Origin of the sequence: Micromonospora sp. DT231, from assembly GCF_049847025.1 — a bacterium.
Classification (GTDB): Bacteria; Actinomycetota; Actinomycetes; order Mycobacteriales; family Micromonosporaceae; genus Micromonospora.
Map to the genome: position 1 here is coordinate 867,871 of NZ_JBNCNO010000001.1, position 25,609 is coordinate 893,479.

General features: G+C 70.1%; 24 protein-coding genes. 10 read left to right on the top strand and 14 right to left on the bottom strand.

The window, feature by feature from the left end; genetic code table 11:
• Positions 1-118 precede the first annotated feature (118 nt).
• From ACPXBU_RS03860 to ACPXBU_RS03875, 4 genes are all read left to right on the top strand, one after another.
• Positions 119-3,208 carry an AfsR/SARP family transcriptional regulator gene (locus tag ACPXBU_RS03860; protein ID WP_425756428.1) on the top strand — a complete coding sequence of 1,030 codons (3,090 nt, stop codon included), beginning with the start codon at positions 119-121 and terminating at the stop codon, positions 3,206-3,208.
• Between the two features lie 103 nt (positions 3,209-3,311).
• Positions 3,312-4,691: an FG-GAP-like repeat-containing protein gene (locus ACPXBU_RS03865; protein WP_425756429.1), complete on the top strand. Its 1,380-nt coding sequence runs from the start codon at positions 3,312-3,314 to the stop codon at positions 4,689-4,691.
• Between the two features lie 79 nt (positions 4,692-4,770).
• Entirely contained in the window at positions 4,771-6,186 is a 1,416-nt protein-coding gene (locus ACPXBU_RS03870) for an FG-GAP-like repeat-containing protein (protein WP_425756431.1), read from the top strand.
• A gap of 72 nt (positions 6,187-6,258) precedes the next feature.
• The gene (locus tag ACPXBU_RS03875) at positions 6,259-6,921 is read left to right on the top strand and encodes a M15 family metallopeptidase (protein WP_425756433.1); all 663 of its coding nucleotides are present in this window, start codon (positions 6,259-6,261) and stop codon (positions 6,919-6,921) included.
• A gap of 280 nt (positions 6,922-7,201) precedes the next feature.
• On the opposite strand, the gene ACPXBU_RS03880 is transcribed toward ACPXBU_RS03875, so the two are convergent.
• From ACPXBU_RS03880 to ACPXBU_RS03905, 6 genes are all read right to left on the bottom strand, one after another.
• Positions 7,202-7,732: a hypothetical protein gene (locus ACPXBU_RS03880; RefSeq protein WP_425756435.1), complete on the bottom strand. Its 531-nt coding sequence runs from the start codon at positions 7,730-7,732 to the stop codon at positions 7,202-7,204.
• Between the two features lie 62 nt (positions 7,733-7,794).
• A complete protein-coding gene (locus tag ACPXBU_RS03885; protein WP_393373480.1) occupies positions 7,795-8,202 on the bottom strand; it encodes a biotin/lipoyl-containing protein in 408 nt (135 codons plus the stop codon).
• Between the two features lie 248 nt (positions 8,203-8,450).
• Positions 8,451-8,984 (bottom strand): hypothetical protein, encoded by a 534-nt coding sequence (locus ACPXBU_RS03890; RefSeq protein WP_393373483.1) that lies wholly within the window; start codon positions 8,982-8,984, stop codon positions 8,451-8,453.
• Between the two features lie 452 nt (positions 8,985-9,436).
• Positions 9,437-10,204 (bottom strand): META domain-containing protein, encoded by a 768-nt coding sequence (locus ACPXBU_RS03895; protein WP_425756438.1) that lies wholly within the window; start codon positions 10,202-10,204, stop codon positions 9,437-9,439.
• Positions 10,205-10,419: 215 nt separating this feature from the next.
• Entirely contained in the window at positions 10,420-11,067 is a 648-nt protein-coding gene (locus ACPXBU_RS03900; protein ID WP_425756440.1) for an ATP-grasp domain-containing protein, read from the bottom strand.
• Between the two features lie 31 nt (positions 11,068-11,098).
• Positions 11,099-11,974 (bottom strand): alpha/beta fold hydrolase, encoded by an 876-nt coding sequence (locus tag ACPXBU_RS03905; RefSeq protein WP_425756442.1) that lies wholly within the window; start codon positions 11,972-11,974, stop codon positions 11,099-11,101.
• 394 nt (positions 11,975-12,368) lie between these two features.
• Here ACPXBU_RS03905 and ACPXBU_RS03910 point away from each other — a divergent pair, with 394 nt between their 5' ends.
• Both ACPXBU_RS03910 and ACPXBU_RS03915 read left to right on the top strand, forming a co-directional pair.
• Positions 12,369-12,944, top strand: a complete 576-nt coding sequence (locus ACPXBU_RS03910) for a hypothetical protein (protein WP_425756444.1) — start codon at positions 12,369-12,371, stop codon at positions 12,942-12,944.
• A gap of 192 nt (positions 12,945-13,136) precedes the next feature.
• Entirely contained in the window at positions 13,137-13,577 is a 441-nt protein-coding gene (locus ACPXBU_RS03915) for a VOC family protein (RefSeq protein WP_425756446.1), read from the top strand.
• A gap of 18 nt (positions 13,578-13,595) precedes the next feature.
• On the opposite strand, the gene ACPXBU_RS03920 is transcribed toward ACPXBU_RS03915, so the two are convergent.
• Entirely contained in the window at positions 13,596-14,090 is a 495-nt protein-coding gene (locus ACPXBU_RS03920; protein WP_393373497.1) for a GNAT family N-acetyltransferase, read from the bottom strand.
• Between the two features lie 263 nt (positions 14,091-14,353).
• Here ACPXBU_RS03920 and ACPXBU_RS03925 point away from each other — a divergent pair, with 263 nt between their 5' ends.
• A complete protein-coding gene (locus ACPXBU_RS03925; protein ID WP_393373499.1) occupies positions 14,354-14,557 on the top strand; it encodes a hypothetical protein in 204 nt (67 codons plus the stop codon).
• A 49-nt stretch (positions 14,558-14,606) separates the two neighbouring features.
• Complete coding sequence (locus ACPXBU_RS03930) at positions 14,607-15,056, top strand: GNAT family N-acetyltransferase (RefSeq protein ID WP_393373502.1); 450 nt, start codon at positions 14,607-14,609, stop codon at positions 15,054-15,056.
• A 22-nt stretch (positions 15,057-15,078) separates the two neighbouring features.
• On the opposite strand, the gene ACPXBU_RS03935 is transcribed toward ACPXBU_RS03930, so the two are convergent.
• Complete coding sequence (locus ACPXBU_RS03935) at positions 15,079-15,987, bottom strand: NAD-dependent epimerase/dehydratase family protein (protein ID WP_425756449.1); 909 nt, start codon at positions 15,985-15,987, stop codon at positions 15,079-15,081.
• Positions 15,988-16,042: 55 nt separating this feature from the next.
• Positions 16,043-17,068 carry a trypsin-like serine peptidase gene (locus ACPXBU_RS03940; protein WP_425756451.1) on the bottom strand — a complete coding sequence of 342 codons (1,026 nt, stop codon included), beginning with the start codon at positions 17,066-17,068 and terminating at the stop codon, positions 16,043-16,045.
• Between the two features lie 173 nt (positions 17,069-17,241).
• Here ACPXBU_RS03940 and ACPXBU_RS03945 point away from each other — a divergent pair, with 173 nt between their 5' ends.
• Entirely contained in the window at positions 17,242-17,826 is a 585-nt protein-coding gene (locus tag ACPXBU_RS03945) for a hypothetical protein (protein WP_425756453.1), read from the top strand.
• A 116-nt stretch (positions 17,827-17,942) separates the two neighbouring features.
• Here ACPXBU_RS03945 and ACPXBU_RS03950 read toward each other — a convergent pair whose 3' ends face one another.
• The 5 genes from ACPXBU_RS03950 to ACPXBU_RS03970 form a co-directional block, all read right to left on the bottom strand.
• Positions 17,943-20,774, bottom strand: coding sequence for a PQQ-dependent sugar dehydrogenase (locus ACPXBU_RS03950; RefSeq protein ID WP_425756455.1), 2,832 nt, complete (start codon positions 20,772-20,774; stop codon positions 17,943-17,945).
• A gap of 86 nt (positions 20,775-20,860) precedes the next feature.
• Positions 20,861-22,120, bottom strand: coding sequence for a ThuA domain-containing protein (locus ACPXBU_RS03955; protein ID WP_425756457.1), 1,260 nt, complete (start codon positions 22,118-22,120; stop codon positions 20,861-20,863).
• Between the two features lie 401 nt (positions 22,121-22,521).
• Positions 22,522-23,250 carry an alpha/beta fold hydrolase gene (locus ACPXBU_RS03960; RefSeq protein WP_393373516.1) on the bottom strand — a complete coding sequence of 243 codons (729 nt, stop codon included), beginning with the start codon at positions 23,248-23,250 and terminating at the stop codon, positions 22,522-22,524.
• A 119-nt stretch (positions 23,251-23,369) separates the two neighbouring features.
• Positions 23,370-24,179 carry a CPBP family intramembrane glutamic endopeptidase gene (locus ACPXBU_RS03965; protein ID WP_393373518.1) on the bottom strand — a complete coding sequence of 270 codons (810 nt, stop codon included), beginning with the start codon at positions 24,177-24,179 and terminating at the stop codon, positions 23,370-23,372.
• Positions 24,180-24,216: 37 nt separating this feature from the next.
• Positions 24,217-24,960, bottom strand: coding sequence for an SAM-dependent methyltransferase (locus ACPXBU_RS03970; protein ID WP_425756460.1), 744 nt, complete (start codon positions 24,958-24,960; stop codon positions 24,217-24,219).
• A gap of 74 nt (positions 24,961-25,034) precedes the next feature.
• Between ACPXBU_RS03970 and mug the strand changes: the two genes are divergently transcribed.
• Positions 25,035-25,607, top strand: coding sequence for a G/U mismatch-specific DNA glycosylase (gene mug / locus ACPXBU_RS03975; protein ID WP_425756462.1), 573 nt, complete (start codon positions 25,035-25,037; stop codon positions 25,605-25,607).
• Positions 25,608-25,609 lie beyond the last annotated feature (2 nt).

Consider the following 25,609-nt stretch of genomic DNA (forward strand, 5'->3'; position numbering starts at 1 on the left):
GACCATCCTCAGTGGGTCCGTGTGTCCGGGCTCCACCCAAACGGCCGATCCACCGCAGTGATGAGCCACCTATGATCGTCAATCAGGCTCGCCAACTGTCACGGGGGACGGTGTGGTCATGGAGTTTCGCCTGCTCGGTCCCGTCGAGGCCACCATCGCCGACCATCCGGTCCAGCTTGGCGGCGTCAAGCCGCGGACGCTGCTCGCCGCCCTGCTGGTCGAGCACGGGCACGTCGTGCCGGCGGAGCGGCTGGTCGACGTCATCTGGGGCGACGGGCCGCCGGGCACCGCCCGCGCCGTGCTCCAGACCTACGTCGCCACCCTACGCCGGTCGCTGGGCAGCGGCGGAGTCGGCACCGCGATCGTCACCCGGTCGCCCGGGTACCTGATCCAGATCGGCGCGGCCACCCTCGACCGGGACCTCTTCGAGGAGCTGCTTACCCAGGGCCGTCGGGCCGCCGCCGACGGCCATCCCGAGGAGGCCGTCGAGCTGATCCGCCGTGCCGGTGGGCAGTGGCGGGGTGCCGCCCTCGGGGGCGTGGAGAGCGAGCTGCTCGCCGGCGAGGCCGCCCGGCTGGAGGAACTGCGGTTGACCGCGGCCGAGGAGCGCACCGGGATCGAGCTGCAGCTGGGGCGGACCAACCAGGTGGCCGCGGAGCTGGCTGACCTGGTCCGCCGACACCCGTTCCGGGAGCGGATGCGGGGGCAGCTGATGCGGGCGTTGAGCGCGCTGGGGCGGCGCTCGGACGCGCTCGCCGTCTACCGCGCCGGCCGCGAATCGATGATCGACGAGCTAGGCATCGAGCCCGGCCCGGAGATCCAGGCGATCCACGAGGCGATCCTCCGCGACGAGCCGGAACAGCACCGGCCGCCCCCATCCGCCGGTCCGGCTGCACGGGCCCTTCCGTCCGCCCCGGTCTCACCCGCGCTCGCCACCCCGCCGGCCAGGACGGTACCGGCGCAGCTTCCGCCGGTGCCGGCCGACTTCACCGGCCGCTCTGCCGAGCGGGGCCGGCTGGCGCAGGCGCTCACCGCCGCCACCGCCGACCGGCCCGCCCCGATCCAGGTGATCGTCGGGCCGGGCGGGGTCGGCAAGTCCACGCTGGCCGCGCAGGTGGCGCACGACGTCACCGCCAGCTTCCCCGACGGTCAGCTCTACGCGGAGCTGCGCGGGATGAGTGGTAGCCCGGTCGAGCCGCGGGAGGTGCTCGGACGGTTCCTGCTGGCGCTCGGTACGGCGGTCGACCGCCTCCCCGACGGCGTCGAGGAACGGGTGGAGCTCTACCGCACCCGGATGGCGGGTCGACGCAGCCTTATCCTGCTGGACGACGCCGCCACCGAGCAGCAGATCCGGCCGCTGCTGCCCTGCACGGTCGGCTGCGTCGTCGTGGTTACCTCGCGTAGCCCGCTCGGCGGGCTGGCCGGCAGGGTCCTCACCGAGCTGTCGGTTCTGCCCGAGGAGGAGTCCGTCGAACTGCTCGTCCGGCTGATCGGCGAGCAGCGGGCCGCCGCCGAGGACGCCGCCACCAGCCGCATCGTCCGGCAGTGCGGCGGCCTTCCGCTGGCCATCCGGGTTGCCGGGGCGCGGTTGGCCAACCGGCAGCGGTGGCCGCTCACGCTGCTGGCCGACCGGCTCGCCGACGAGCGGCGCCGGCTGGACGAACTGGCTGTCGGCGACCAGGAGGTGCGCGCCAGCATCGGGCTGAGCTACCGCGGCCTGGAGGCCGGGGAAGCCGCCGTGCTGCGGGTGCTGGGTCTGTTGGGCCTGCCCGAGTTTCCGGCCTGGGTAGCCGCGATCGCCCTCGAACTGAGCGAGGAGGAGGCCGAGCAGGCCATCGAGCGGTTGATGGACGCCCAGCTGACCGAATTCGTCCAGGTCGACTGCACGGGTCACCTGCGCTACCGGCTGCACGACCTGGTCCGGCTCTACGCCCGCGAGCGCGCGGAGGCCGAGCATCCGGAACCGGAGCTTCGGGAGCTGGTGAGCCGGGTGACCACCAGTTGGCTCTGGTTGATCGACGCGGTGCGGCGGGGCGCGCCGACCGGCCCGCCACCCGCAGGAGTCGGCCCGGCGCTGGACGATCTCATCGAGCGGGTGCTCGACCAGCCGCGCAGCTGGTTCGCCGCGGAACACGACTCGCTGGTCCGGGCGGTGGAGGTCGCCGCCGAGCGGGGACTGGACCAACAGGCCTGCGACCTGGCCTCGCTGCTTTCCACCTTCCCATACGCGACCGCGAGCCGGTTCGAGAGCTGGACGCGTACCCACGACGTGGCATTGGCCGCGGCCCGCCGAAGCGGCAACCGGTACGGCGAGGCCGTCCTGCTCTCCGGCTTCGGCCAGCTCCGCTGCGCCCAGGACCGGTACGCCGAGTCGGCGCAGTACCTGACCCAGGCGCTGGAGGCGTTCCGCGAGGGCGGGCACCGGCGCGAGGAGGCGCTCACCCTGACCGCGCTCGGAGCGACGTGCCGGGACCAGTGCCGGTTCGCTGAGGCGCTGTACTTCCTCGGCTGCGCCGAGCCGATCGTCCGGGACCTCGGCGACCAGGCGGCGCTGGCCGAAGTCCGGCGGCTGGCCGGGGCGGTCCAACTGGAGCAGGGCGACCTGGTCGGCGCCCGAACTGACCTGGAACTGGCGCTGCGCGACTACGAGACCCTCGGCGACCGGCGTGGCGTGGCATTGACCTGGCGGATGTTGTCGCTGCACCACCGGGCCGGGGGTGAGCTGCGCGAGGCGCTGGCGTTGGCGGTGCTGGCCCGGGACACGTTCCTGGAGCTGGATGAGAGCCTGTTGGCGGCGTACGGGGACCGCGCGGTCGCCAAGGTGCTGATCCGGTTGGACCGCGGCGCCGAGGCCGCCGGCCTGCTGGAACGGTCGCTGGCGACCAGCCGGCGAGCCGGTGACCGTTGGGGCGAGGCGGTCACCCTGCGGGTCGTGGGTGAGCTACACCTGGCCCGGCGGGAACTCGCCGACGCCGAGCGCTACCTGCGCGCCTCGCTGCGGCTCTGGGACGAGCTGAAGCTTGCGCTGCCCCGGGCCCGGGTGCTGCGCGATCTGGCCCGGCTGGCTGCGCTGCGGGGTCACGACGACGCGGATCAGCTCGCCTTGCAGGCGCTGCGGGTGTTTGAGGACCACGGCGCCCGGGAGCACGCGGAGCTGGCGGCGGAGCTGGCCGGGACCTCGTCGCCCGGCGCACGAGCTTCGCTGTAATCCGCTGTAGACGGCGTTACAGCGGCCCTGTCGGAAATCTCCAGCCCGTCCGGCGAACCTTCTCCCATCAGCGGCGACGACCGCTGCGGAGAAGGGGAGCACGATGCGCAAGCTGAGGATGCAGGACCGGCTGCTGCGGATGATGGCCGCCGGCCTGGTGCTGGCGGCGACCACCATGGGCACGGTCGCTGTCGGCCTGACCGCCACGACGGCGCCGGCGCAGGCGTCCGTGGTAGCCGGTTCGATCACGCGGACGGAGGTGCTGGCCCGGGCGCAGTGGTGGATGAACACCTACGGCGTCGTCTACAGCCAGAGCCAGTCCAACCAGAAACCGGACGGGGACGGGCACAGCTACCGGCCGGACTGCTCCGGCTTCGTCTCGATGGCCTGGCACCTGCCGAAGAAGAGTGACGGCTGGGATCGGAACACCGGTGACCTGGCGGACTTCGGCGACACCACGGTGATCGGCCTCGGCTCGCTGCGGCCCGGCGACGCCATCGTCGGCGAGGGCTACGGGCACGTCGCGCTCTTCGACAAGTGGGCGAATGCCGACCGGACCCAGATGTGGATCTACGACGAGTACGGCACCAACAAGGAGGGCCGGCACATCACCCAGAGCCGGTCCTGGTATGCGAGCAACGGCTTCGTCGGGTTGCACTACAACCGCATCCGTGACGGTGCGGTGATGAACAACGACTTCGACGGCGATGGTGACGCGGATGTGCTCGCCCGCCAAGTGTCCACGAAGGATCTGCACCTGTACCGGGGTAACGGTTCGGGTGGGTTCCAGTCGGGCACCGGTGCGGCGTTCAGCAACAACTGGTCGGCCTTCGACCTGGTGTTCAGCGCCGGTGACTTCGACGGTGACGGCGACGGTGACGTGCTGGCCCGCAGCTCCTCGACCAAGGACCTGCATCTGTATCGGGGCAACGGGTCGGGTGGGTTCCAGTCGGGCACCGGCACGGCGATCAGCAACAACTGGGGCAACTTCGACATGGTCTTCCCGGCCGGTGACTTCGACGGCGACGGCGACCCGGACATCCTCGCGCGGCTCGCCACCACCAAGGACCTGCACCTGTACCGGGGCAACGGCTCGGGTGGGTTCCAGTCCGGCACCGGTACGGCGATCAGCAACAACTGGTCGGCCTTCGACCGGATCTTCTCGCCGGGTGACTTCGACGGTGACGGCGACGCCGACCTGCTGGCCCGCAATTCCTCGACCAAGGATCTGCATCTGTATCGGGGCAACGGTTCGGGTGGGTTCCAGTCCGGCACCGGTACGGCGATCAGCAACAACTGGGCCAACTTCGACCTGATCTTCTCCGTCGGCGACTTCGACCGCGACGGCGACGGTGACGTGCTGGCCCGCAATTCCTCGACCAAGGATCTGCACCTGTACCGGGGCAACGGTTCGGGTGGGTTCCAGTCCGGCACCGGCACGGCGGTCAGCAACAACTGGGGCAACTTCGACCGCATCTTCTGACCTACGAGGGGCCGGATCGCATCCCGGCGGTCCGGCCCCCCGATCCCTCGACCCGCCTCGTAACGAAGGGCTTCACGCCATGCAGCAGAACCGTGTCCTGGCCACTATCGGACTCACCGTCGCGCTGGCCGCCTCGGCGCTCGTCGCCACCCCGTCGGCGGCCTCGGCCGCCCCACCCGACGCCCCGGCCCGGGTCACCGACGCCGGCTACACCACTCTCGCCTACAGCCTCGCCCCCTGCTCGTCCGGTGGCACCACCACGGCGGACGCCAACCTCGCCGCGACCCTCAACGCCCGGCTCAGCGGCAAGATGTACGGCTACCTGGACGCCTACCGGATCTCCTGCGCCCGAAAGGTGGTCCAAGCGGTGCAAGCCCGAGGGCTGCCAACGCGGGCCGCGACCATCGCGATCACCACCACCATCGTCGAGACCGGCATCCGCAACATCGACGAGATGGTCGACCACGACAGCCTGGGCCTCTTCCAGCAGCGGGGCTCGTGGGGATCGGTCAGCCAGCGGCTCGACCCGACCTGGGCGACAAACGCGTTCCTCAACAAGATGCTGAGCGCCTATCCGAACGACTCCTGGATGACGACCCAGATCGGTGTGGTCTGCCAGAAGGTGCAGGTCTCCGCCTACCCGGACCGCTACCAGCCGGAGGCCGGCGACGCGCAGCTCATCGTGGACGCGCTGTGGGACACCAACGACTTCGACGGCGATGGTGACGCGGACGTGCTGGCTCGCCAGGTGTCCACCAAGGACCTGCACCTGTACGGGGGTAACGGTTCGGGTGGGTTCCAGTCGGGCACCGGTGCGGCGTTCAGCAACAACTGGTCGGCCTTCGACCTGCTGTTGAACGCCGGTGACTTCGATGGCGATGGCGACGCCGACGTGCTGGCCCGCAACGCCACCACCAAGGATCTGCATCTGTATCGGGGCAACGGTTCGGGTGGGTTCCAGTCGGGCACCGGTACGGCGGTCAGCAACAACTGGGGCAACTTCGACATGGTCTTCCCGGCCGGTGACTTCGACGGCGACGGCGACCCGGACATCCTCGCGCGGCTCGCCACCACCAAGGACCTGCACCTGTACCGGGGCAACGGCTCGGGTGGGTTCCAGTCCGGCACCGGTACGGCGATCAGCAACAACTGGTCGGCCTTCGACCGGATCTTCTCGCCGGGTGACTTCGACGGTGACGGCGACGCCGACCTGCTCGCTCGCAATTCCTCGACCAAGGATCTGCATCTGTATCGGGGCAACGGTTCGGGTGGGTTCCAGTCCGGCACCGGTACGGCGATCAGCAACAACTGGGCCAACTTCGACCTGATCTTCTCCGTCGGCGACTTCGACCGCGACGGCGACGGTGACGTGCTGGCCCGCAGCTCCTCGACCAAGGATCTGCACCTGTATCGGGGCAACGGTTCGGGTGGGTTCCAGTCCGGCACCGGCACGGCGGTCAGCAACAACTGGGGCAACTTCGACCGCCTCTTCTGACCCGCACCGTAGGACGGGCCGCCGGGCTGTCGCCGGGCGGCCCGTCCAGCCGTATCCGAGTGGAGGACCGCTATGCCCCTGTTTCTGTCGGACCCCGCCGGGGGTGCCCGGCCCGTTCGCCTCGCCGAGTGCGGCGATCCGCTGATCGACGTCGCCGCGGTGGGCGCCCTCGCCGGATCGGCCCGGAACGGTCCCGGTCCGTACCTGCGCGGCGCGCTCGTGGACCGGTTGGTCGCCGCGCAGACCCTGCTGCCGCCGGGCCTGCGGCTGACCGTGGTCGGCGGCTGGCGTCCGGCCGGCGCCGGGCCGTGCCGCGTCGGGCGGGACACCCGGCGGCTCCGTCGGGCCGGACTGGTCGACCGGATCTCCCGGCGGGCACCGGTACAGGTCGACCCGCACCTCACCGGCGCAACCGTGGATCTCACCCTGCGTGATATCGCTGGCGTGGAGTTCGAACTGGGCAGCGGGCTCTACGCCCGGCCCGAGGAGTGCGACGGTTGTTGCCACACGGCCTCGCCGCAGGTGCCGCCCGAGCCGCGTGCCCGCCGGTTGCTGCTGGTCCAGGCGCTGACCACGATGAATTTGGTCAACTATCCGTCCGCCTGGTGGCACTGGTCGTACGGCGATCTGCACTGGGCGACGGTCACCGGTTCGGCGGTCGCCCGCTTCGGGCCGGTGCCGGGCCCGGTGCCGCCGACCGATTCCACCGGGGCCGCCGTCCGTGCCACCAGGTAGCCGGTGGCGGAGGGGTTGCCGCGACATCCCCTTTCTGCCCCGGTCCGCCCGCAGCCGCCGGATCTGCCGTACCGCCCGCAACCGCCGGTCCCGGTGTCGCCCGGTGCCGGCTGGCTGCGCGCGGTGGCGCCGACCGCCCATCCCCGGGATCAGTACGACGCCAACTCCAGCAGCGACGGAGGATGACCAACGTTGACCGACTGCGTCGCAGGTCGGGCGGCGTGACGCCCGTTTTGGTCGCCTCTGAACCGGGGCGTAGGTGTGCCGCAGGACGTGCATGTCAGTCAGGGGTTGAGCCAGCCGGCGCGAGGATGACCCGGTGAGTGTGATCTAGGTGCCGCCTGACGGTGTACCTGCCGGTGGCGCCAACCTTCGGGGCCTGGCTGTTCCATTCCAGGGCTGACGAGCAATCTGCGAACCGCACCACGTACTCCCGGTTCGAGGTGAAGACGTGAGTGACGGTCGCGGTGACCACGGAGCCGATGGGGAAGCGCGTCTTGATGCACAGCCACTCCCGGTGGCTCAGGCTACTTGGCAGATAGGTCCGTGAGCGGAACTGTTCGTCGAGAGGAAGAAGACGGACCTGACCTGGCGTGTGCTGGAGAACCTCGAACGTCATCACTGCGCCAACGGGAGGCCAATCGGCCGGCTCGTGCGGTAAGACCACGACGTCGACGAAGCCCTCTGGCTCTTGGCCCAGATCCACCAACAACCCGATCGCTCCGGGCCTCGGTATGCGGACGACCTGACCCACGACGTGCGTGCCGACGGGGAAGCGACGGCGAGCCGTGTTGAATTGGTTCAACTCCACGCGCGGAAACCTCCTCGACCGCCCTGGATCCATGTCCCCGACGGGCAGAGCCTGCAACCGGCTCAGAACTCTATCTGCTGCTCGGCCACCGCTGACGGCCTCACGGCGAGAAGCGGATATCCGACCGGAACCTCATCGCCCTCGCCAACGAAAACAGCCGCAACCGTGCCGGCGGCCGTGGCCGGGATTTCTGTATCGACTTTGTCGGTCGATACCTCCGCTGCCGCGTCACCAACCTGCACCGGCTCGCCCACGTGCTTCATGATCCGGACAACTGTTGCGGTCGTGACCCCGTCGCCCAATTGAGGCATCTCGACCGCCACTGTATCCCTGGGCAGATCTGGCCACGCCGATGCGTCCACGGCGGCTCGCGGGAGGCGACGCCTGCGAGCATCGATTGCTAGGTTGATCACAGCCGCGAGGCCGACCAGTGGCGCGACGACGTTCCACACCTGATGCAGCAACCTCATGCCGCGGATTATCGCTGGTTCCTCGCATCCGCTGACAGTTCAGCGAGGGTGCCCCTGCCCCTGCTTGTGGCCTCCGGGGCCGGGCCGCTCGACGAGGACCAGGTCCAGGCCGTCGAACGCATGCTGGCAATCAGCGCCGGTCTGAGCCCGTCGACCCCACAGGGTGAGTGACCAATCGATGCGACCGGCTGTAGCAGAGATGCCGAAGTCGGCGGGGACGGTCCGATCTGGACCGCCCCCGCCGGGGATCATTCGGGGATGATGAATTGGGCGGTGCTGGTGGTGTCGTAGTTGACACCGTTCTTCTCGGCGTGGTGGATGCAGTTGATCGTGACCGTGCGGGACTGGACGGGAACGCCGGTGACCGGGACGGTCGGAGACCAGAAGGTCACGTCGACGAGGGCGCCGTTGTTCTCGGAGTCGTAGTCGTGGGTGGAGTAGTTGAGCACGGTGGCGGAACACCGGACGTTTATGTAATTGGCGTCCACCCGGTCGTTGCCCCAGGTGGCGAGCCGGGAGTAGCCGCGGACCTTTATGCCACCCTGACGCAGTGGCCAGCTCCCTTCGTGGCCGGTGTCCTCCAGCTGGATGACTCCCTGCAGGTTGTAGGCCGGAGAGGGTGGCGTGCCGCCGCCGCCACCCCCGCCGCCGTCACCGCCGCCGCCACATTCCGAATCGATGGGGCACTCGGGGACCCACGCCTGCGCCGGCACGGCGGCCGCGCCGATGAACGCGAAGCAGGCCAGCAGGGCAACTCCCAGCGTGGAAGCGCGTCTGAGCACGTCATCTCCTGTCAGCAGACGCCCGGGTATGTCACCCAGGGCGAGCGATTGGACGCGTAGAGTATGGCGCGGTATCAGGGAGCGCGATAGGCATTGCGCGCGGCGGCGCCGCAGATTGACCCTTGTGTGTTCATCGGTTGTCGTCGGACTAGCCCTTGCCGGTCAATGGGATCTCGGCACACCCTCGATCGTTGTGCAACATCATCCTTGGCGGGAAACGGCGTCAGCCGAATTACGAATTGACCGATCAGCATGCGTCGCGGAGTGGGCGGAACGGCCTGGGGTGGTGGGATGAGTCGACTCTCTCGGGGAGCGAGTTCCGGGCATGGGTCGGTCGAGCGTCTGGCAACGTCGGCCCGATCGACGAGTCCGGCTCGGTTGATCAGGTGGCGGGCAACCTCGCGGACCGTGGTGATCAGAGCGGTGGCGATGTCTCGGCTCTGGGACGGCGCTCAGTTCGTGGGGGACAGTCGGCCGGTTTCCTTGCCCTGAGCGTCGAGGAGCACGAGAACCTTGCCGTCGTGACCGGCTCGTCTGGCCGTGGTGACCCAATGTCCGATCGGCACGCTGTCGGTGCAGAAGGCCAGCGTGGCTGCTCTCGTGGTGGCGAGCAGGGTGCCGCCGGCAGCGGTGATCCACCGACCGCTCTGGTCGTTGCAGCCGTCGGATCCGTGCCACTCACCGTCCGCCGTGAACTCCACGTACGCCGCCCTGTGCCCGCTTCTGGGTGCCCAACGACCCGCCGGCTGCCGTTGGTCCACGGGTACGAGCGTCGCCGGTAGTGCGACGGCGGGGGCCAGGTTCCGTCGAGCCTCGTCGGTGACCACCGGCGGTGCAAGGACGGAGGCGTCCATGTCGGGCTCGGGGGTCGGTGTAGCCCCGGGGATCAGCCGGGCGACCGGTTGCCGCCGGCGGTCCAGAAGGAGAGGTAGCCCTGTGCCGTCGAAGCGGTAGGCGGTCACGCTCCGCAGCCACCCAGGTGTCTCTCGGCTGGCCTTCTCGCAGCCAGGGGTGCCTTCGACGACGGCGCTGGAAGCCGACCAGACGTCGGCGAGGAAGACACCTTCGCTGTTGGCCCGCCAGTTCCCGCCCAGGGTGCCGCAGTGTGTGCCGAACAGGTGTAGCTCACTGTCTGCGAGCCGCAGGATCGCGCCCGCGCCGGGGTCAGCGACGTCGACGAGTGTCCAGGAGCCGATCAGCCTCTCCGGTGCCAATGGCACCACTGCCCCCGTGGTGCCGGAGATCGGCGGTCCGGGGTCTGGGGAATCCCGCTGGCCCTGCCTCGCGCATCCGGTGAGGAGCACCACCACCGCAACCACCGTCGCGAGGCGTCCTCGGTGTGCCTTGTGGCTTCTCATGGTGAGGTCTCCCGGTTCCTCCGGCCACGATCGGGCCGGGGCTCGACGGCACTCGGCGAACAACAGACGCGCATCTTCTAACAACGGCTGGTACGGAGGAAAGTTGCCGGGACGAGGGCTGCACGCACTGACATCGGCCCCACATCCACCACGATGGCGGTCGGGAGTGTGTGCCCGAATCCGGCCTGCAGGTCGGCTCCGAAGGCGAGCGCGTCGGCTGTCGCGGGGCCGAGGCGCAGGCGCCCCTGCTCGGCGTACTGACTGCCGGCGTGGACCGCGCCGTCGAGCAGGTGCAGCCGGTACTCGGCGACGAAGTCGACGATGTCGCTGACGAGGACGGGCGTCTGTCGGTCGACGGCGTCGGGGCCCGGCAGACGGGAACCGTCGGTATAGGTCATGGCCCGGATGCTCTTGTCGTTCGGCGACTTGACGAATGCGGGTCGACGGAGTCCGTAGGCTTCGTCGATCGTGATCAGGGTGATCTCCCGGCGCGTGAAGTCCCGGGGCAGCCCAGCGAGCCAGTCGTGGGGGGCCTCCAGCGGGGCGATGCCGAGCAGTGGGGCGACGGCGTCGGCGAAGGTCGGCCCGGCGTGCAGGTGGTCGGCGTGCGTACCGGCGGGCACCTCGAAGGTGGGAAGCCGCACGGTGGGCAGCCCTCGCCGATGGGCGGCCTCGCGCAACCGCTGAGCCGACGCCGTCAGTCGCGGTGGCAGGACGAGTGTCACGGACGAGGATCCTGCCGCACCGCGCTCCGGATCAGGGGTTGTGGAGCACGAACGTCCGCATGAGGTGCGCGCATTCGACCGCGTGTGTCTCCAACAGGAAGTGCCCGCCGTCGTAGATGTGAGCGTCCATCCGCTGGAGAGCGCGGTGGTAGGCGAGGACCTCCTCGACGTCGAAGAACGGGTCGTGCCGTCCCCAGAGGACGAGCGCCGGCGGCTGGTGGGCACTGTGGTAGTCGGCCAGCTCGGCGAAGCGGGCGACGTGGTTGGCGTAGTCGGTGAACAGCGCGAACTGGGCGTCGATGTTGCCGGGTCGTCGCATCCGCTCCCAGTCGAGGTGCCACGACTCGGGAGGTTGCAGCGTGCGCACGCCCTCGGGCAGCCCGGCGAGGTACTGGTCGCGGGTCCCGGTGAAGGTCAACCAGTCCGGCAGTGCGGCCCGCCGCTTGTCGGTCGGGTCGGCCCAGTACGCCTTGGCGTCGTTCCACTGCTCGCCGAGGCCGTCGGAGTGCGCGTTGCCGTTCTGGACGATGAGGCCGCGGATGCGGTCCGGGGCGCGGGTGGCCAGGTGGTATCCCACAGGTGCGCCGAAGTCGTGCAGGTAGACGAAGAAACGCTCGACGCCGAGTTGGTCGAGCAGGCTTTCGATCGTCCGGGAGAGGTTCTCGAAGGTGTAGTCGTACTCGTCGACGGTTGGTGACGACGACATGCCGAAGCCCGGGAGGTCGGGTGCGATCACGTGCGCGACGTCGGCCAGCGTGGGCATGACCTCGCGGAAGGTGTGCGACGAGCTCGGAAACCCGTGCAGCAGCAGTACGGTTGGCTGCCCGGTCCGCCCGGCCTCGCGGAAGAACACCTCGAGGCCGTTGACGTCGGCCTGTCGGTGGCGGACCTTCTGGATGGCCTGCATCGCGTCCTCCTCCTGAAACGGGGTGGCGAGGCGTCGATCGGGGTGTGCATCGAGCGGCGGCGACGCCCATCGTGCCCGGCCCGGCCGACACTGCCGATCCAACCCAACCTAGTGATGAGTCGTCGCGTCCGTACCCGTTCCCCGCGACGGAACAGCAGACCGCGGACCGCCACCGGGGGCCGCCGGGTGGGCAGCCGCGAGTGGGCCACTGTGTTCGACCAGTTCGGCGTGCGCGGTCTGCTGATTCCCGGAATTTCTGGTACGGCCAGCCGCCGGACGTCGACAATCGGGCGACGACAATGATCCTGCGGTATTCCACCACCTGTTTCCTTGGGGTCCAACTGTCCCCGATCAGTGGTGTCTGCCCACAACCCCGTCGCGCAGACTCCGGAGGGTGACCACCTATCCTGCGAAGAAGAAGAACGGGAATCTCGGTGCCGTCGGTATCGCCGCCGCCATTTCCGTCTTGTTGTGCTGCGGCGTCGGCACCATTGGCGCGCTCACCGACGACGACAATGACAAGAAGCCCGTTGCGGTGGCCACCGCGACCGCTTCGACGGTCCGCGACCGTATTGTCGACAACGCGACTGTCACCGCCGGTCCGACGCCCAGCGCAGAGGCGTCCACCACCCCGTCGCCCGCACTGATCCCGACCCCGGGTCCGCAGCGCACCATTGGTGCGCCGACATCCCGGCCGGTCGCCAAGCCGACGACGAGCAAGCCGAAGGCCAAGGCGACGACGCCGGCACCGAAGCCGAAATCGACGACGGCAGCGCCGAAGCCGAAGGCGACGACAACAGCGCCGAAGCCGAAGCCGACCACCGCGAAACCGAAGCCGCCCGCCGTGTCGACTGTGCATCCCGGAGCGTTCTGCTCGACCCAGGGGGCGCGTGGCGTGACGAAGACCGGTAAGCCGATGGTGTGCACGACCACCGCGACGGATGCCAAGAAGCGGTGGCGGGCGGCGTAACCGACGGAGGCGACGAGGCCCGGCCGCCGAGAATGGTGCCGGGCCTCGTTGGCGGTATGTTTCCCGCGGAGGGTACGGCCGCAGGCCGTGACGATGCGCGCAAGCCGGATAGCGGGCCGAGAACTCCGGGTGACTCCATCTCCCGGACGTGAGCGGCCGGCACGGCCGCACCACCGAAGGGGAAGATCCGGCATGACGATCCAGCGGATGGACAACGTCCTCATCGTTGTCGACGACCTTGACGCGGTCATCGCGTTCTTCGTCGAACTCGGCATGGAGTTGGAGGGCAGGGGGCCGGTCGAGGGGCGCTGGGTGGAGCGGGTGATCGGGCTCGACGACGTCCGGCAGGAGGTCGCGATGCTGCGGACCCCGGACGGTCACGGCAAGGTCGAGTTGGCGATGTTCCACACGCCGGAGGCGATCAGGGCCGAGCCGACCGACGCGCCCGCGAACACGCTGGGCATTCGCCGGATCATGTTCGCCGTCGACGACGTCGAGGACGTCGTCGCCCGCCTGCGGACACACGGGGCCGAGCTGGTCGGAGAACTGACGGAGTACGAGAACATCTTCCGGCTCTGCTATGTCCGTGGCCCGGAGGGCATCATCGTCGGTTTGGCCGAACACCTCAGCTGAGGGCCAGCACGGCGAGCGTCAGGCGTGGATGTCGGCGACCATCGTGTCCGCGTTCTCGAACGACTCGACCGTGCGGAACCCCTCGGCGGCGTAGAGACGCGCGGCGATGTTCGCACGCTCCACACTCAGCGACACCCGACGGATGCCGCGTGCGCCCGCAGCGTCCAGGACCGCGCGCAGCAGCTTCCGGCCCACACCCCGACCGCGCCACGACTCCACCACGCCGATGGTCAACTCCGGCACGTCGTCGCTCACGTACCCGTAACCGGGGTCAGCGGCGGTCAGGTGCCGAAACCAGGCCGCGCCGACCGGCTGACCGGCCGGCTCCACCGCGACCACCCCGAAGTCGTCCGGCCGCATCCACCCGGTGACATAGTGCGCCAGCGCCGGGTCGGCCAGGATCCGCTCGCGAGACCAGTCGCGCTCCGGCAGCCAGTTGATGGCCTCCACCAGCATGTCGACCAGGAGCGGGAGATCGGTCGGAGTGGCGGCGCGGATACCGACGTTCTGCACCGCCGCATCCTGCCACGCCACACCCGCCGCCGCTGACGGCGCGGGTGGGCGGCCTCCTCCGGTTGGCCCACCCGGCCAAGCGGACGTGACCCGCTGAGCTGAGCGGTCGTACGACCAACTGATGAGGCCTCTTTCGTTCCCGCTGTCGATGGCACGGCCGAATCTCGGCGCCAGAGTGGATGTGGATGTCGCCTCGCTGTCCGCGGTGCCCCGGCCGCCGTCGACGGCCGAGGTCCGACACCCATGTCGAAAGGGGTCTGCTCGTGAGCGGGAAAGAGGAACAGAACGGCAGGTGGGCGCCCTGGTGGGTCTACCTGTGCGTCATTCTCGGCAGCAACTACGTGAAGCAGTATCTGGTTCAGGACCTGCCCGTGGCGGTCAACGCCGCGATCACCGTCGTGCTCGTCGGCACGCTCTTCGTGGTCATCACCGCGGTGTACCGCGGTGTGCGGGGCACCGACCGTTAGCGGCGCCTGCGCGGGCCGGCGCTCCTGGCGTCCTCGTTACGCTCAGGGCATGTTCCGTGCGGCTCGGCCCGATGACTTCGCGCAGATCATCCGTCTCTACCGGCAACTCAACCCCGACGATCCGGTGCTCGACGATGGATCCGACGAGGTGGTGTTCCGACAGATCGTGGCCACACCGGGGCTGCGCCTGTTCGTTCTCGAACTGGACGGGGTCGTCGTCGCCACGACGTACCTCAATCTGATTCCCAACCTCAGCCGGTCGGCGTCGCCGTACGCAGTCATCGAGAACGTGGTCGTCGAGGAGTCGCGGCGCGGCACCGGGCTCGGCCGGCAGATCATGGCCGGCACGCTCCAGGCCGCCTGGGACGCGGGCTGCTACAAGGCGATGCTGATGACGGGCTCGCGTACCCCCGCGACGCACGCCTTCTACCGCGCCTGCGGGTTCTCGGCCGACGTCAAGACCGCGTACCTGGCGCGACCGCCGGCAGCCGAGAGCTAGGACCGCCCTTGTGCGACACGCCCTAGACGGGGAAGGTCTCGCGCAGCGCGGGGTCCAGTGACCGGCCGGTCGTCGGTTCGACGAACAGCTCGGCGAGCAGGAGGTCCGCGAGGTGCGCCACGTTGATGCCCGACTCCTTGCCCGCGAGGCCCTGCAACGCGCCGCCGAGTCGGAACGCGGCCTTCGCCGCGCCGGCCGGCAGTCGGCGCACCCGGCGGCGTCGGCCGACCGCCTCGGCGATGCGCCCGATCATGTCGTCCCAGGTCAGGTTCTCGTCGGCGACCGGAATGTCCGCGCCACTGGCCTGTTCCAGGGCGTCCGCCGCGGTCTCGGCGACGCTGCGCGCCGAGACCGCGGCGCTTCCGCCGGTCGGCACCACCAGGGGGGTACGGGACCGCGCCCACCTGTCCAGCGGCGCGGCCCAGTTCGGCAGCCGGTCGCCGGCCCGACCGAAGACGAAGGGCAGTTCGAGGACGGCGACCGGCAGATCCAGACCGGCGGCCGCCCGTCCCTCCCGGGCCTGCTCGACACGGCACCGGATGTACGTGTGTCGCTCGGCCAGCCGCCACTGCGGATGCAACCTGTCGAAATAGGTGTAGTACGAGCCCATGACGACCGCGCGGGTGAGACCCTCCTGGCGGGCGGCGGCGCACAGGCGTACCACCGGTTCGACGTTGTCGCGGCGGAACTCCGGGTAGATCGGCTTGGGCAGCGGCCGCTGCTCGTCGGTGCGCGTGGCGTACACGACACCGTCGTGACCGGCGAGCAACGGCCGCAGGTCCTCGATCGAGGCGGACCCGGCATCGAGGAGGTGGTCGACCCCCGGCTGGGCGGTCCGCGCCACAGTGGTGGTGGCGTGGCCGCGCTCGCGCAGCACGTCCACGACATGAGCGCCGATCAGGCCACTGCCACCCACCACGAGAATCCGCACGGTGCATCGTCCACTCTGGACCGGGGTCCTTGTCAAGCCACCGAACCGGTGCCGGTCACTGCTTGTTCTTCGCGACGTTGTAGATGTCCAGGACGTCGTCGTCGAAGTAGGGGCCGTACATGTTGCCGGAGAACTTGTACGACATCACCGAGTTGACGTACCCGAATCGAAGGTCGTTGTCCCAGGCGCGCAGGAACGGGCCGCCGCTGGAGCCATGGTTGAGCGGGCAGTTCTTCAGTTTGATCCGCTGCGCCCCGGCGGCCTTGAGGGCGCCCTGGGCGTAGTACTGCGACAGACCGTCGTACGGGGCTTCGCCCGGGTAGCCGAGCAGCATCGCCGTGAGCGTCTTGGACTTGTTGACGCTGAGTCCCTGCCCGCCGGTGACGTGCACGAGTCGGTCGCCGTTGAGCGGGTGCATGGTGACGAAGGCGAAGTCCCACCAGAGGTAACCCCAGTCGACCCAACCCTCGACGGAGGTGAACTCCTTGGCGAACCAGAGGCCGTGCAGTGCGACGCCGTCGGTGTACTCCGGCGCGTACGCCCAGTTGTCGTACCAGACGGATCCGCCGTTACCGGGGTGTACGCAGTGCCCGGCGGTGGAGACCATGTTCGCCTGCGGGTTGTTGATGGTCCCGCCGGAGCAGAAGAAGTCCTCGTCGTTGTGGGTGAAGAAGACGCGACCGACGCCGGGCGAGGCGTTCACCGACTGGGTTTGCGCGCCGGCGGCGGTGGCGTGCACACCGGCGGCCAGGGACCGGGGCGTCGCGGGCGTGGCCACGTCACGTGCCGCACCGATCCGGCCGGGACGGTCGCTGGCCTCCCGGTCGAAGGTGTCGGTCCCCTCCGGCATGGGGGCGGGTCGTGCCGCGCGCATGCGTTCCGGCGTCCAGTAGGCACGGCCCGCCGCCGCCGCGGTGTCCGCGTCGGCGGGCACCCGTCCGTGGATGGTGGCGCGCGCCTCGGTCACGGTCGCGGACGGGGTGGGCGCGGCCGCCGCGTCCGCCTGGGCCGGCGGCTGAGCGACGGCCAGGCTGGCCAGGAGCATGACGCCCACCGAGACGAAGCCGAATTTCCTGCGCACGAGACCCCCTGAGGTTGGCGGTCGGAGCCACTACGCTCCGACGTCGTACCGCCCACGTTAGGCGCGGGCGGTCCGTCCACCGTGGTCCTGTCGTGTACGTTCGGTGACGGCTGCCTGACTGCGAAACGAGTCGCGTCGTGCCTGAGAAAACTTCACGAATCGGGGAGTGGGGAATGCCTGAGCCGCGCGCCTTCTGGCTGGACGAGCAGTTCGACCGCGAGCACGGCACCGACGGGGGTGGCCGCTACGAGGCCGAGGTACGCAGGCGGCTCGACGACTTCGCCGACACCTGGGGGGACATCTCGCCGGTCGGGTTCGCGGCGACCGCCTGGCGGGTCGCCGCCGAGCTGTCGCCCGGCTTCGTCCGCTGGCATCGGCGGATCGTCTCGGCGACCTGCGCGAGAAGCCCGTGGGACGGCAGCATGGTCTGCGCCGTGACGGTGATCTCCCGCTGGCCTGCCGAACTCACCTGGACCAGGCAGTGGCAGCGTGACCGCGGCTGGCGTGACTGGCCCCAACTGTTCGGCCAGTACACGACCCCGACCGAGCAGGATCAGACCCGCAGCCCGCACCTGCGGGCGATGCTCCAGGTCGACGCACCGGTGCCGCTCGACCATCTGCCGCCGGCCCCGGACGGTCCGGACGACGACGTCGCCACCACGGCGCGCCGAGCCACGGTGGTCCTGGCCCGGGAGCTGAACGACCTGCTCGCACCGATGATCGGCCAACTCGACGCCGGGGTGCCCGCGGACTCCTAGGCGCCCGGGTCGACGGCCGCGACAACGAGAACCGGGGCGGACGGTGTGTTCACCGCCCGCCCCGGACTCTCCCGACGTTCGCCGGCCCGGCCGCCGACCAGGCCGGGCACCGCTGCTCAGCCGGTGGTCAGGATGAACCTCTCCCAGGCGCCAACCGACGTACGGTTGGCGATCAGGGATCCGGCCCCGGCGTTCTCGGCGCACACGATCTGGTTGTTGACCGTGGCGCGCAGGCTCACCGTCCCATCCGTGTTGCTGATGAGCTGGAACGTCTCCCACGAACCGATCGACGCGGCGTTGGCGACCAACGGGTTGGCGCCTGCGTTCGCGGCCGAGACGTAGAGCCCGTTGGCGCGCGACCGCAGCGCGATGTTGCCGTTGCCGGCGTCCACCCGGTCGAACTGCTCGGTGCTGCTGACGCTGGCCTTGTTGGCGATCAGCGCGGTGGTGCCGACCGCCGACACGTACTGGCTGTTGACCTGCGCCCGGATGGTACTCACCGGCGTGCTGCTACCGGTGCCGGTGGTGAAGGTGAACGCGTCGACATCGAACAGGTAGCCGGACCCGCCCTTGAACACCAGGTACAGCGTGGTCGACGCGCTCGGCGGGTTGCTGATCGTGGCGGACGAGTCGACGAAGGTCTCCCAGTTGCCGGTCACCGGCACCGTGACGGTGCCCAGCAGGGTGCCGGTGGCCGACCCGGCCCGGACCTCGATGGTGCCACCGGCGCCGGCCGACGACGCCCGCACGGTGATGCGGTTGGCGTTGGCCAGGTTGTACGGCTGGTAGGAGATCCAGTCGTTGTTCTCGATGAACCCGGCGGTGCGACCACCCTCGGCGTTCGTGTGGTCGGTCGCCTGGACGCCGGACTGGGCGCTGAAGTGCTCACCCTGCCGGTGCTTCGGCTGCAGGGTCTTGATGCTGTGCGTGGTGAGCCCACCGTTGTCGGTGTAGGCGGCGTCGAAGACTCCGTAGATGTTGGCCGCGGAGTCGTGCTCACCGTCCGTCGGGACGGTGATGGAGCCACTGCACCCGTTCTTCGAGGTGATCTGGTGGGCGTGGCTGTCGTGGCCCAGCGCGTAGGTCAGGCTCACCTTGGTGCAGTCGATCGTGCCGTCCTGCGGGTCGCTCACCGAGATCTGGTACGACACGGTGTCACCGAAGGTGAACAGCTGCCCGTCGGCGGGCGTGGTGAGCGTCACCGTCGGCGCGGTGTTCCCCACGGTGACGACCAGGCTCGCCGTGCCGGACAGGCCGGTCGGGTCGGTGACCTTCAGGGTGGGGGAGAAGGTGCCGTTGGTGGTGTACGTCTTCGTGGGGTTGGCCGCCGTCGACGTGGTGCCGTCGCCGAACGTCCACAGGTAGCTCAGCGCCCCACCCTCCGGGTCGGAGGAGCCGGCCGACGAGAAGTTGACGGTCAGCGGGTTCGACCCCGAGGTCGGGTTGGCCGAGGCCACCGCGATCGGGTTGCGGTTGCCACCACCGATGTACTCGATCCGGAAGAGCGCCTGGTTGTTCGAGCCGGTGCCGTAGTCCAGCACGTAGAGCGCGCCGTCCGGGCCGAAGGCCATGTCCATGACCTGGGTGCCGCTCCACGGGAAGCTGGAGATCTCCCCGCGCGAGCCGTCGGAGTTGACCTTGATCGGCTTGATCCACCGGCGGCCGTACTCGCCGGCGAAGAACTGGCCGTCCAGCGACTGCGGGAACTTGATGCTGGAGTTGAGCGAGGCGTTGTACCGGTACACCGGGCCGCCCATCGGCGACTCCGAGCCGCTGCCGAACTCCGACGGGGAACCGGAGTCACCGGCGTACTTGATCCAGGCCGGCTTCGCCGCGGGCAGCGTGCCGAGGCCGGTGTTGCGGAACGAGTTGTTGGTCGGCCCGCCCGTGCAGTTGTACTTGGACTGCGACGGCCCGGACGGGAAGGTGTATTCGTTGTACGTTTCGGTGCTGCTGTTGCTGCCCGTGCAGTACGGCCAACCGAAGTTGCCCGGCGCCGCGATGCGGTTGAACTCGACCTGACCCGAGGGGCCACGGCTGGAGTTCGTGGACCCGGAGTCGGGACCGTAGTCGCCGAGGTAGACCACGCCGGTCGCCTTGTCGACGCTCATCCGGAACGGGTTACGCAGACCCATCGCGTAGATCTCCGGACGGGTGTTTGCGGTGCCGGGGGCGAACAGGTTGCCCGACGGGATGGTGTACGTCCCGTCCGCCTGCGGCGTGATCCGCAGCACCTTGCCCCGCAGGTCGTTGGTGTTGCCCGCCGAGCGCTGCGCGTCGAACTGCGGGTTGCGGTTGGTCCGCTCGTCCAGCGGCGCGTAGCCGGACGACTCGAACGGGTTCGTGTCGTCGCCGGTGGTCAGGTACAGGTTGCCGGCGCCGTCGAAGTCCAGGTCACCGCCGACGTGGCAGCACTGCCCACGGTCGTTGGCGACCTGGAGCATGATCTTCTCGCTGCTCAGGTTGAGCGTGTCGTCGCTGTTGAGGGTGAACCGGGACAGCCGCAGGTGCCCCTTCCACCGGTCCCAGTCCGACTGCGAGCCCGTGGTGGGGGCGTCCCCGGACGGGGTGCTCAGCGTCGGCGAGTAGTACAGGTAGATCCACCTGTTGGTGGCGAAGTTGGGGTCGACGGCGACGCCCTGCAACCCCTCCTCGTCGTGGGTGTAGACCGACAGGGTGCCGGAGGTCTTGGTGTTGCCGGCCACGTCGGTGACCCGCAGGACGCCGTTGCGGGCGGTGTGCAGCACCGAACGGTTGGGCAGGACCGCCAGGGACATGGCCTCACCCAGCTCGGCCGAGCCGGTGGCGAGTTTGACCTGCTGGTAATCGGAGGCGGGGATGACCGCCGCCTGCGCGGCGGAGGGTGCGGCCACGGCCAGGGACACACTCGCGACGGTGGTGACCGCCGCGATGAGTGCCCGGGACCAGCGCCGGGGGTTCGAAAGCATGATCGTCCTTTCTCGACGACCAGGGCCGGGCGTGCGGGGGCGCACCACGGCCAGGTGGGGGTGGTGAAGAGCGCGTCGAGACGCGGTCAGTTGCTGGTGGCGAGGTCGAACTTCTCCCACTGACCGATGGAGGTCCGGTTGGCGATCAGCGGGGAGGCGCCACCGTTGTCAGCCGCGACGTAACGGTTGTTCACCGTGGCCCGCAGGCTCACCGTGCCGTCGGAGTTGCGGACGAGCTGGAACGTCTCCCAGGCGCCGGCGCTGGCCCGGTTGGCGATCAGCGGGGAGTTCCCGGAGTTCTCCGCCGCGACGAACTGCCCGTTGCTCTTGGCGCGCAGCGCGACGTTGCCGTTGGCGAGGCTGACCAGGTCGAACCGCTCGCTGGTGCCGACGGAGGTCTTGTTGGCGATCAGCGCGGTGCTGGCGTTCGGCGCGCTCACGAACTGGTTGTTGGCGCGGGCCTTCAGGGTGGAACCGCTGGCGGTGGGCGGCGGAGTGGTCGGCGGGGCCGTCGTCGGCGGGGCCGTCGTCGGCGGAGCGGTCGTCGGCGGAGCGGTCGTCGGCGGCGTCGTCGTCCGCGGCGAGCAGTCGGCGCTCACGGAGCCCGCGGCGACCTGGAGGCCGCCGAGCAGCATCCGGGTGAAGTTCGGGTCGGTGTACGACGCCTCGGTGTGCCCGAGGCCGGTGTACCAGGCCCGACCGCCGCCGTACGCCTTGCACCAGGTGATCGGGTGGTCGCCGTTCATGTTGCCGCCGCTGTAGGACGACTCGTTGAGGCTGGCGAGAACCCGCGCGCTGGACCGGGGGTTGGTGCGGTAGTTGTACCACTCGTCGGAGCGGGTCCAGGTGGCCGGCAGGTGCGCCGTCGACGGGTTGGTCTGGTCCTCGATCTTCACCGTGGCGGTCTGGATCGCCGGGTGCGAGTCGAAGTACGCCCCGACCAGACTGCCGTACCAGGGCCAGCTGTACTCGGTGTCGGCGGCGGCGTGCACGCCGACGTACCCGCCGCCGGCGGCGATGTACGACTCGAACGCCGTCTGCTGGCTGGCGTTGAGGACGTCACCGGTCGTCGACATGAAGACCACCGCCTGGTACTGGGCCAGGTTGGAGGTGGTGAACTGGCCGGCATCCTCGGTCGCCGTCACGGTGAAGCCGTTGGCCGAGCCGAGCTGCTGGATCGCGGCGATGCCGTTGGGGATGGCCGAGTGGCGGAAGCCGGCCGTCTTGCTGAACACCAGGACCTTCGTCAGCGGTGCTGCCGAGGACGGTGTGGGAAGGACTAGCAGGCTGGCCATCAACACGGCCAAGCCGATGACGAAGGCCAACAAGCGGGGACGGGAACGCATGGTCTTGCTCCTCTGCTGAGCGTCGACCTCAGGCTGTGCACGGGGGCAGGCCGGGGCCGCAGTGGCGGTGGTGCGGAAGCCGGGCCGCCGATGCTCGGCTGAGGTGGTGCGGGGGGTGGTGGGGTGATGGGGGACGGGGCACCGCGCCAGGCGGGCCAACCCGACCGGCACTGTGGACGGTCAGATTGTATCGACTGGCATCGCTGACGCAGTAAACCTCCGATGTCTGGCCCTCGTCAAGCCCACCCGCTCCGGCCCGGGTGCCTGGCACCACTGCCGGGGCAGGCGGTGCGGCCCGACGCGTGGCCGGCGGCAGGTACGCCCACCATGACGAGAACTTCGCCCCGGCCAACCGCACGGCGCTGCCGGTTTACCCACCAACCCCGCTTCGCGCCGGGCGGTTAGCCTCGGCTGTCGGACGCGCTACCGCGGGTGCCCCGGGTCGCCATGAGGATGAGGTCGGCGATCGTCTCCGGGTGGGTGACCATGGCAAGGTGCGACGATTCGACCTCGATCGTCGTCGCGTCCATGCGTTCGGCCAGGAACCGTTCCAGCTCCGGCGCGGTCGTGCGGTCCTGCGTGGAGATCGAGTAGTAGCAGGGTCGGTCCCGCCAGGCGGCCGTCGTCGTGCGGCCCTGGAACAGGTCAGCGGCGATCGGCCCCTGCACCGCGTAGAGGGCGCGGGCGCGGGCCTGGTCGACCCCACCGGCGAAGTCGGCCAGGAAAGCACTCTCGCTGAGCTGTGCGTACCCGTCGTGGTGCACGAGACCGGCGTTCGCCGGCGGCGTGGGGTACTTCGCCGCGAGCGCGGTGAAGTCCTCGCCGGCGTCCGGCGCGCGGGCCGCCACGTACACCAGGGCGGTGACCCGGGGATGGTTGCCGGCGTCGCTGATGACCGTGCCGGCCCAGGAGTGGCCCACCAGCACCGTCGGCCCGTCCTGGCGGTCGAGGGCACGGTTGGTGGCGGCGACGTCGTCGGCCAGGGAGGTCAGCGGATTCTGCACCGCGGTGACGGTCAGCCCGGCCCGCTGGAGCAGCGGGATGACGTCGGACCAGGAGGAGCCGTCGGCGTACGCGCCGTGGACCAGCACGACGTTGCGCGCCTGCGTGGCCGGGGACTTGTCGCTCATCTGGAACCTCCGCGGGCGGGGCGACGCCGTGCCACCGCTGGGTCGTCGACGACAGCTCTCGCCTGCCACTCTTCCCCAGGACGGTCCGGCCGGTGGGCGAAACGCCGACGCTCGCGCCCTCAGCGCACCGGATCGGGTACGACCGCCCGCCAGTCGAGGCGCTCGCGGTAGTGGTGGCGGACGACAAGCCAGCCGACCGAGAACGGGATCGCCCCCATGGCCACGGCTCCGAGGACGGCCGACCCGGTGACGTCGAAGACCGCTCCGACGTCACCGAACAGCTGGGCGACCGTCTGGAAGGCGACGTGGAAGCCGATGCTCGCCCAGATGTCGCCGGTGGCGGCACGGAAGGCGCCCAGCAGGAGGGCGAAGACGAAGAACAGCGCGAGCCGGTCGACGGACCGGGCGGCCCCGACGAGGAACCCGAACAGGGTGAACAACACCGCCTGCGCGATCACCGCCCGGCCCGCCGACAACCGGGTGGCGAGGTTGTGCTGCAGGTAGCCACGGAACACGAGTTCCTCCGGCAACGCCTCCTTCAGCCCGACGAGCACGACCAGCAGCGCCGCCACCCGCAGGGTGTCCCCGACGGACGTCCGAACGCTGATCTCGACCCAGCCCAGACCGAGGCAGAGCGCGAACCCGCCGGCGGCGGGCACCAGCCAGCAGGCCATCCCGAGCAGCAGGCGCCGCCAACCGGCCCGCGGCGAGGGCAGTCCCAGACCGGCCCAGGGGCGCCGGTCGAGCCGACGGCGGGCAACCACGACCAGGGGTACGACGAGCGCCGTGGTGAGGACCGCCCCGATGGCGTGGGTCGGGCGGTCGTAGTCGCGGTCCAGCAGCGCCCCGAGCGCCAACCACACCAGCACGGCGCCCGCGTAGACGACGAGGATCCGTCCGGGCAGGGCGACGCGACGGCTGGCGTTCACCACCGGCAGCGTAGCCAGTGGCGGCAACACGGGCCCGTCAGCGGCCGAGGACGAGGTAGGCGAGACCGAGGGTGCCCCGGTAGCCGGCGACGTACTCGCGCAACCTGTCGTCGAGCTGGGTGCGGACGTCGGCCGCGCGGGGATCCTCCGGGTACGTCAGCAGCCACTCCTGGCGGCCCGCGAGAAAGGTGGACTCGAAGTCGTCCCACTCCCGTTGGTCGGCGGTGCTCAGGTGCAGCACCCGCCAGCCACGTTCCCGGGCGGCCTCGACCAACCCCGGGAGGGTCACCACGTCCGGGCCGAAGATCTCCTCGACCGCAGGTGTCGGAGGGCGCTCCCAGTACGCGTCACCGAACAGGAGCCGGCCACCGGGTCGGACCACGGCGGCGAGCGCGTCGAGCGCGAGCCGGGTGCCGCCGAAGGCGTGCGCCGATCCGATGCAGAGGACGCGGTCGGCCGGCTCCTGCCAGGCCGCCGCCTCTCCCATCACGAATGTGACGTGTCGGTTCAGCGACCGATCCGCGGCCAGTCGCCGTCCCCGTTCCAGGACGTCGCCGTCGGTGTCGACGCCGACGCCCCGCGTCGCGACCGGGCCGGACACGCCCCCGGCCGCGACCGCCCGCAGCAACAGCTCACCCCAACCGCAGCCGAGATCGAGGACCCGCGCGCCGGGGCGGACGTCGAGTCGTTGCAGCAGCAACGCCGCGTGCTCCGGGGAGAGCGGAGTGTTCCAGCGCATCCGGGCGTGGCGGCTGACGGCGAGGTGGTCGGCTGACTGCATCCGTTGAGGGTGCCACGTCGTGATCGTCGGCATGCGCCGTGCCCGGGCCCCCCGCGTACGGCAGGATCGCAGGGGTGGACGCGCAGCGGCCGGGGCCGTTTCGACGGCCGACCCCGCAGGAGGTGGCGGCGGCGGCCGGCCGGGGCCTGGCCGACGTGATCGGCCCCGGCCTGCGCGTGCTGTTCTGCGGCTTCAACCCGGGTCTCTACTCCGCCGCCGTGGGGCTGCCCTTCGCCCGCCGGGGCAGCCGGTTCTGGCCGGCCCTGCACGGTGGCGGTTTCACCGACCGGGAGCTGTACCCGTGGGAATCTGACGAGTTGCTGCGCCAGGGGCTGGGCATCACCAGCCTGAGCAACCGGGCCACCGCGCGCGCCGACGAGCTGACCTCGGCCGAGCTGGTGGCCGGGGTGACGGGGTTGGCGGTGAAGGCCGAGCGGTACCGGCCGCGGTGGGTGGCGATTCTCGGGGTGACCGCGTACCGGATCGCCTTCGTCCGGCCGAAGGCCGGGCTGGGTCCGCAGCCGGATCGGCTGGGCCCGGCCCGGGTGTGGGTGCTGCCCAACCCCAGCGGGCTGAACGCGCACTTCCCGCTGCCGGCGTTGACCGCCGAGTTCGCCAGGCTGCGGCGCGAACTCGACCCCGGGTAGCC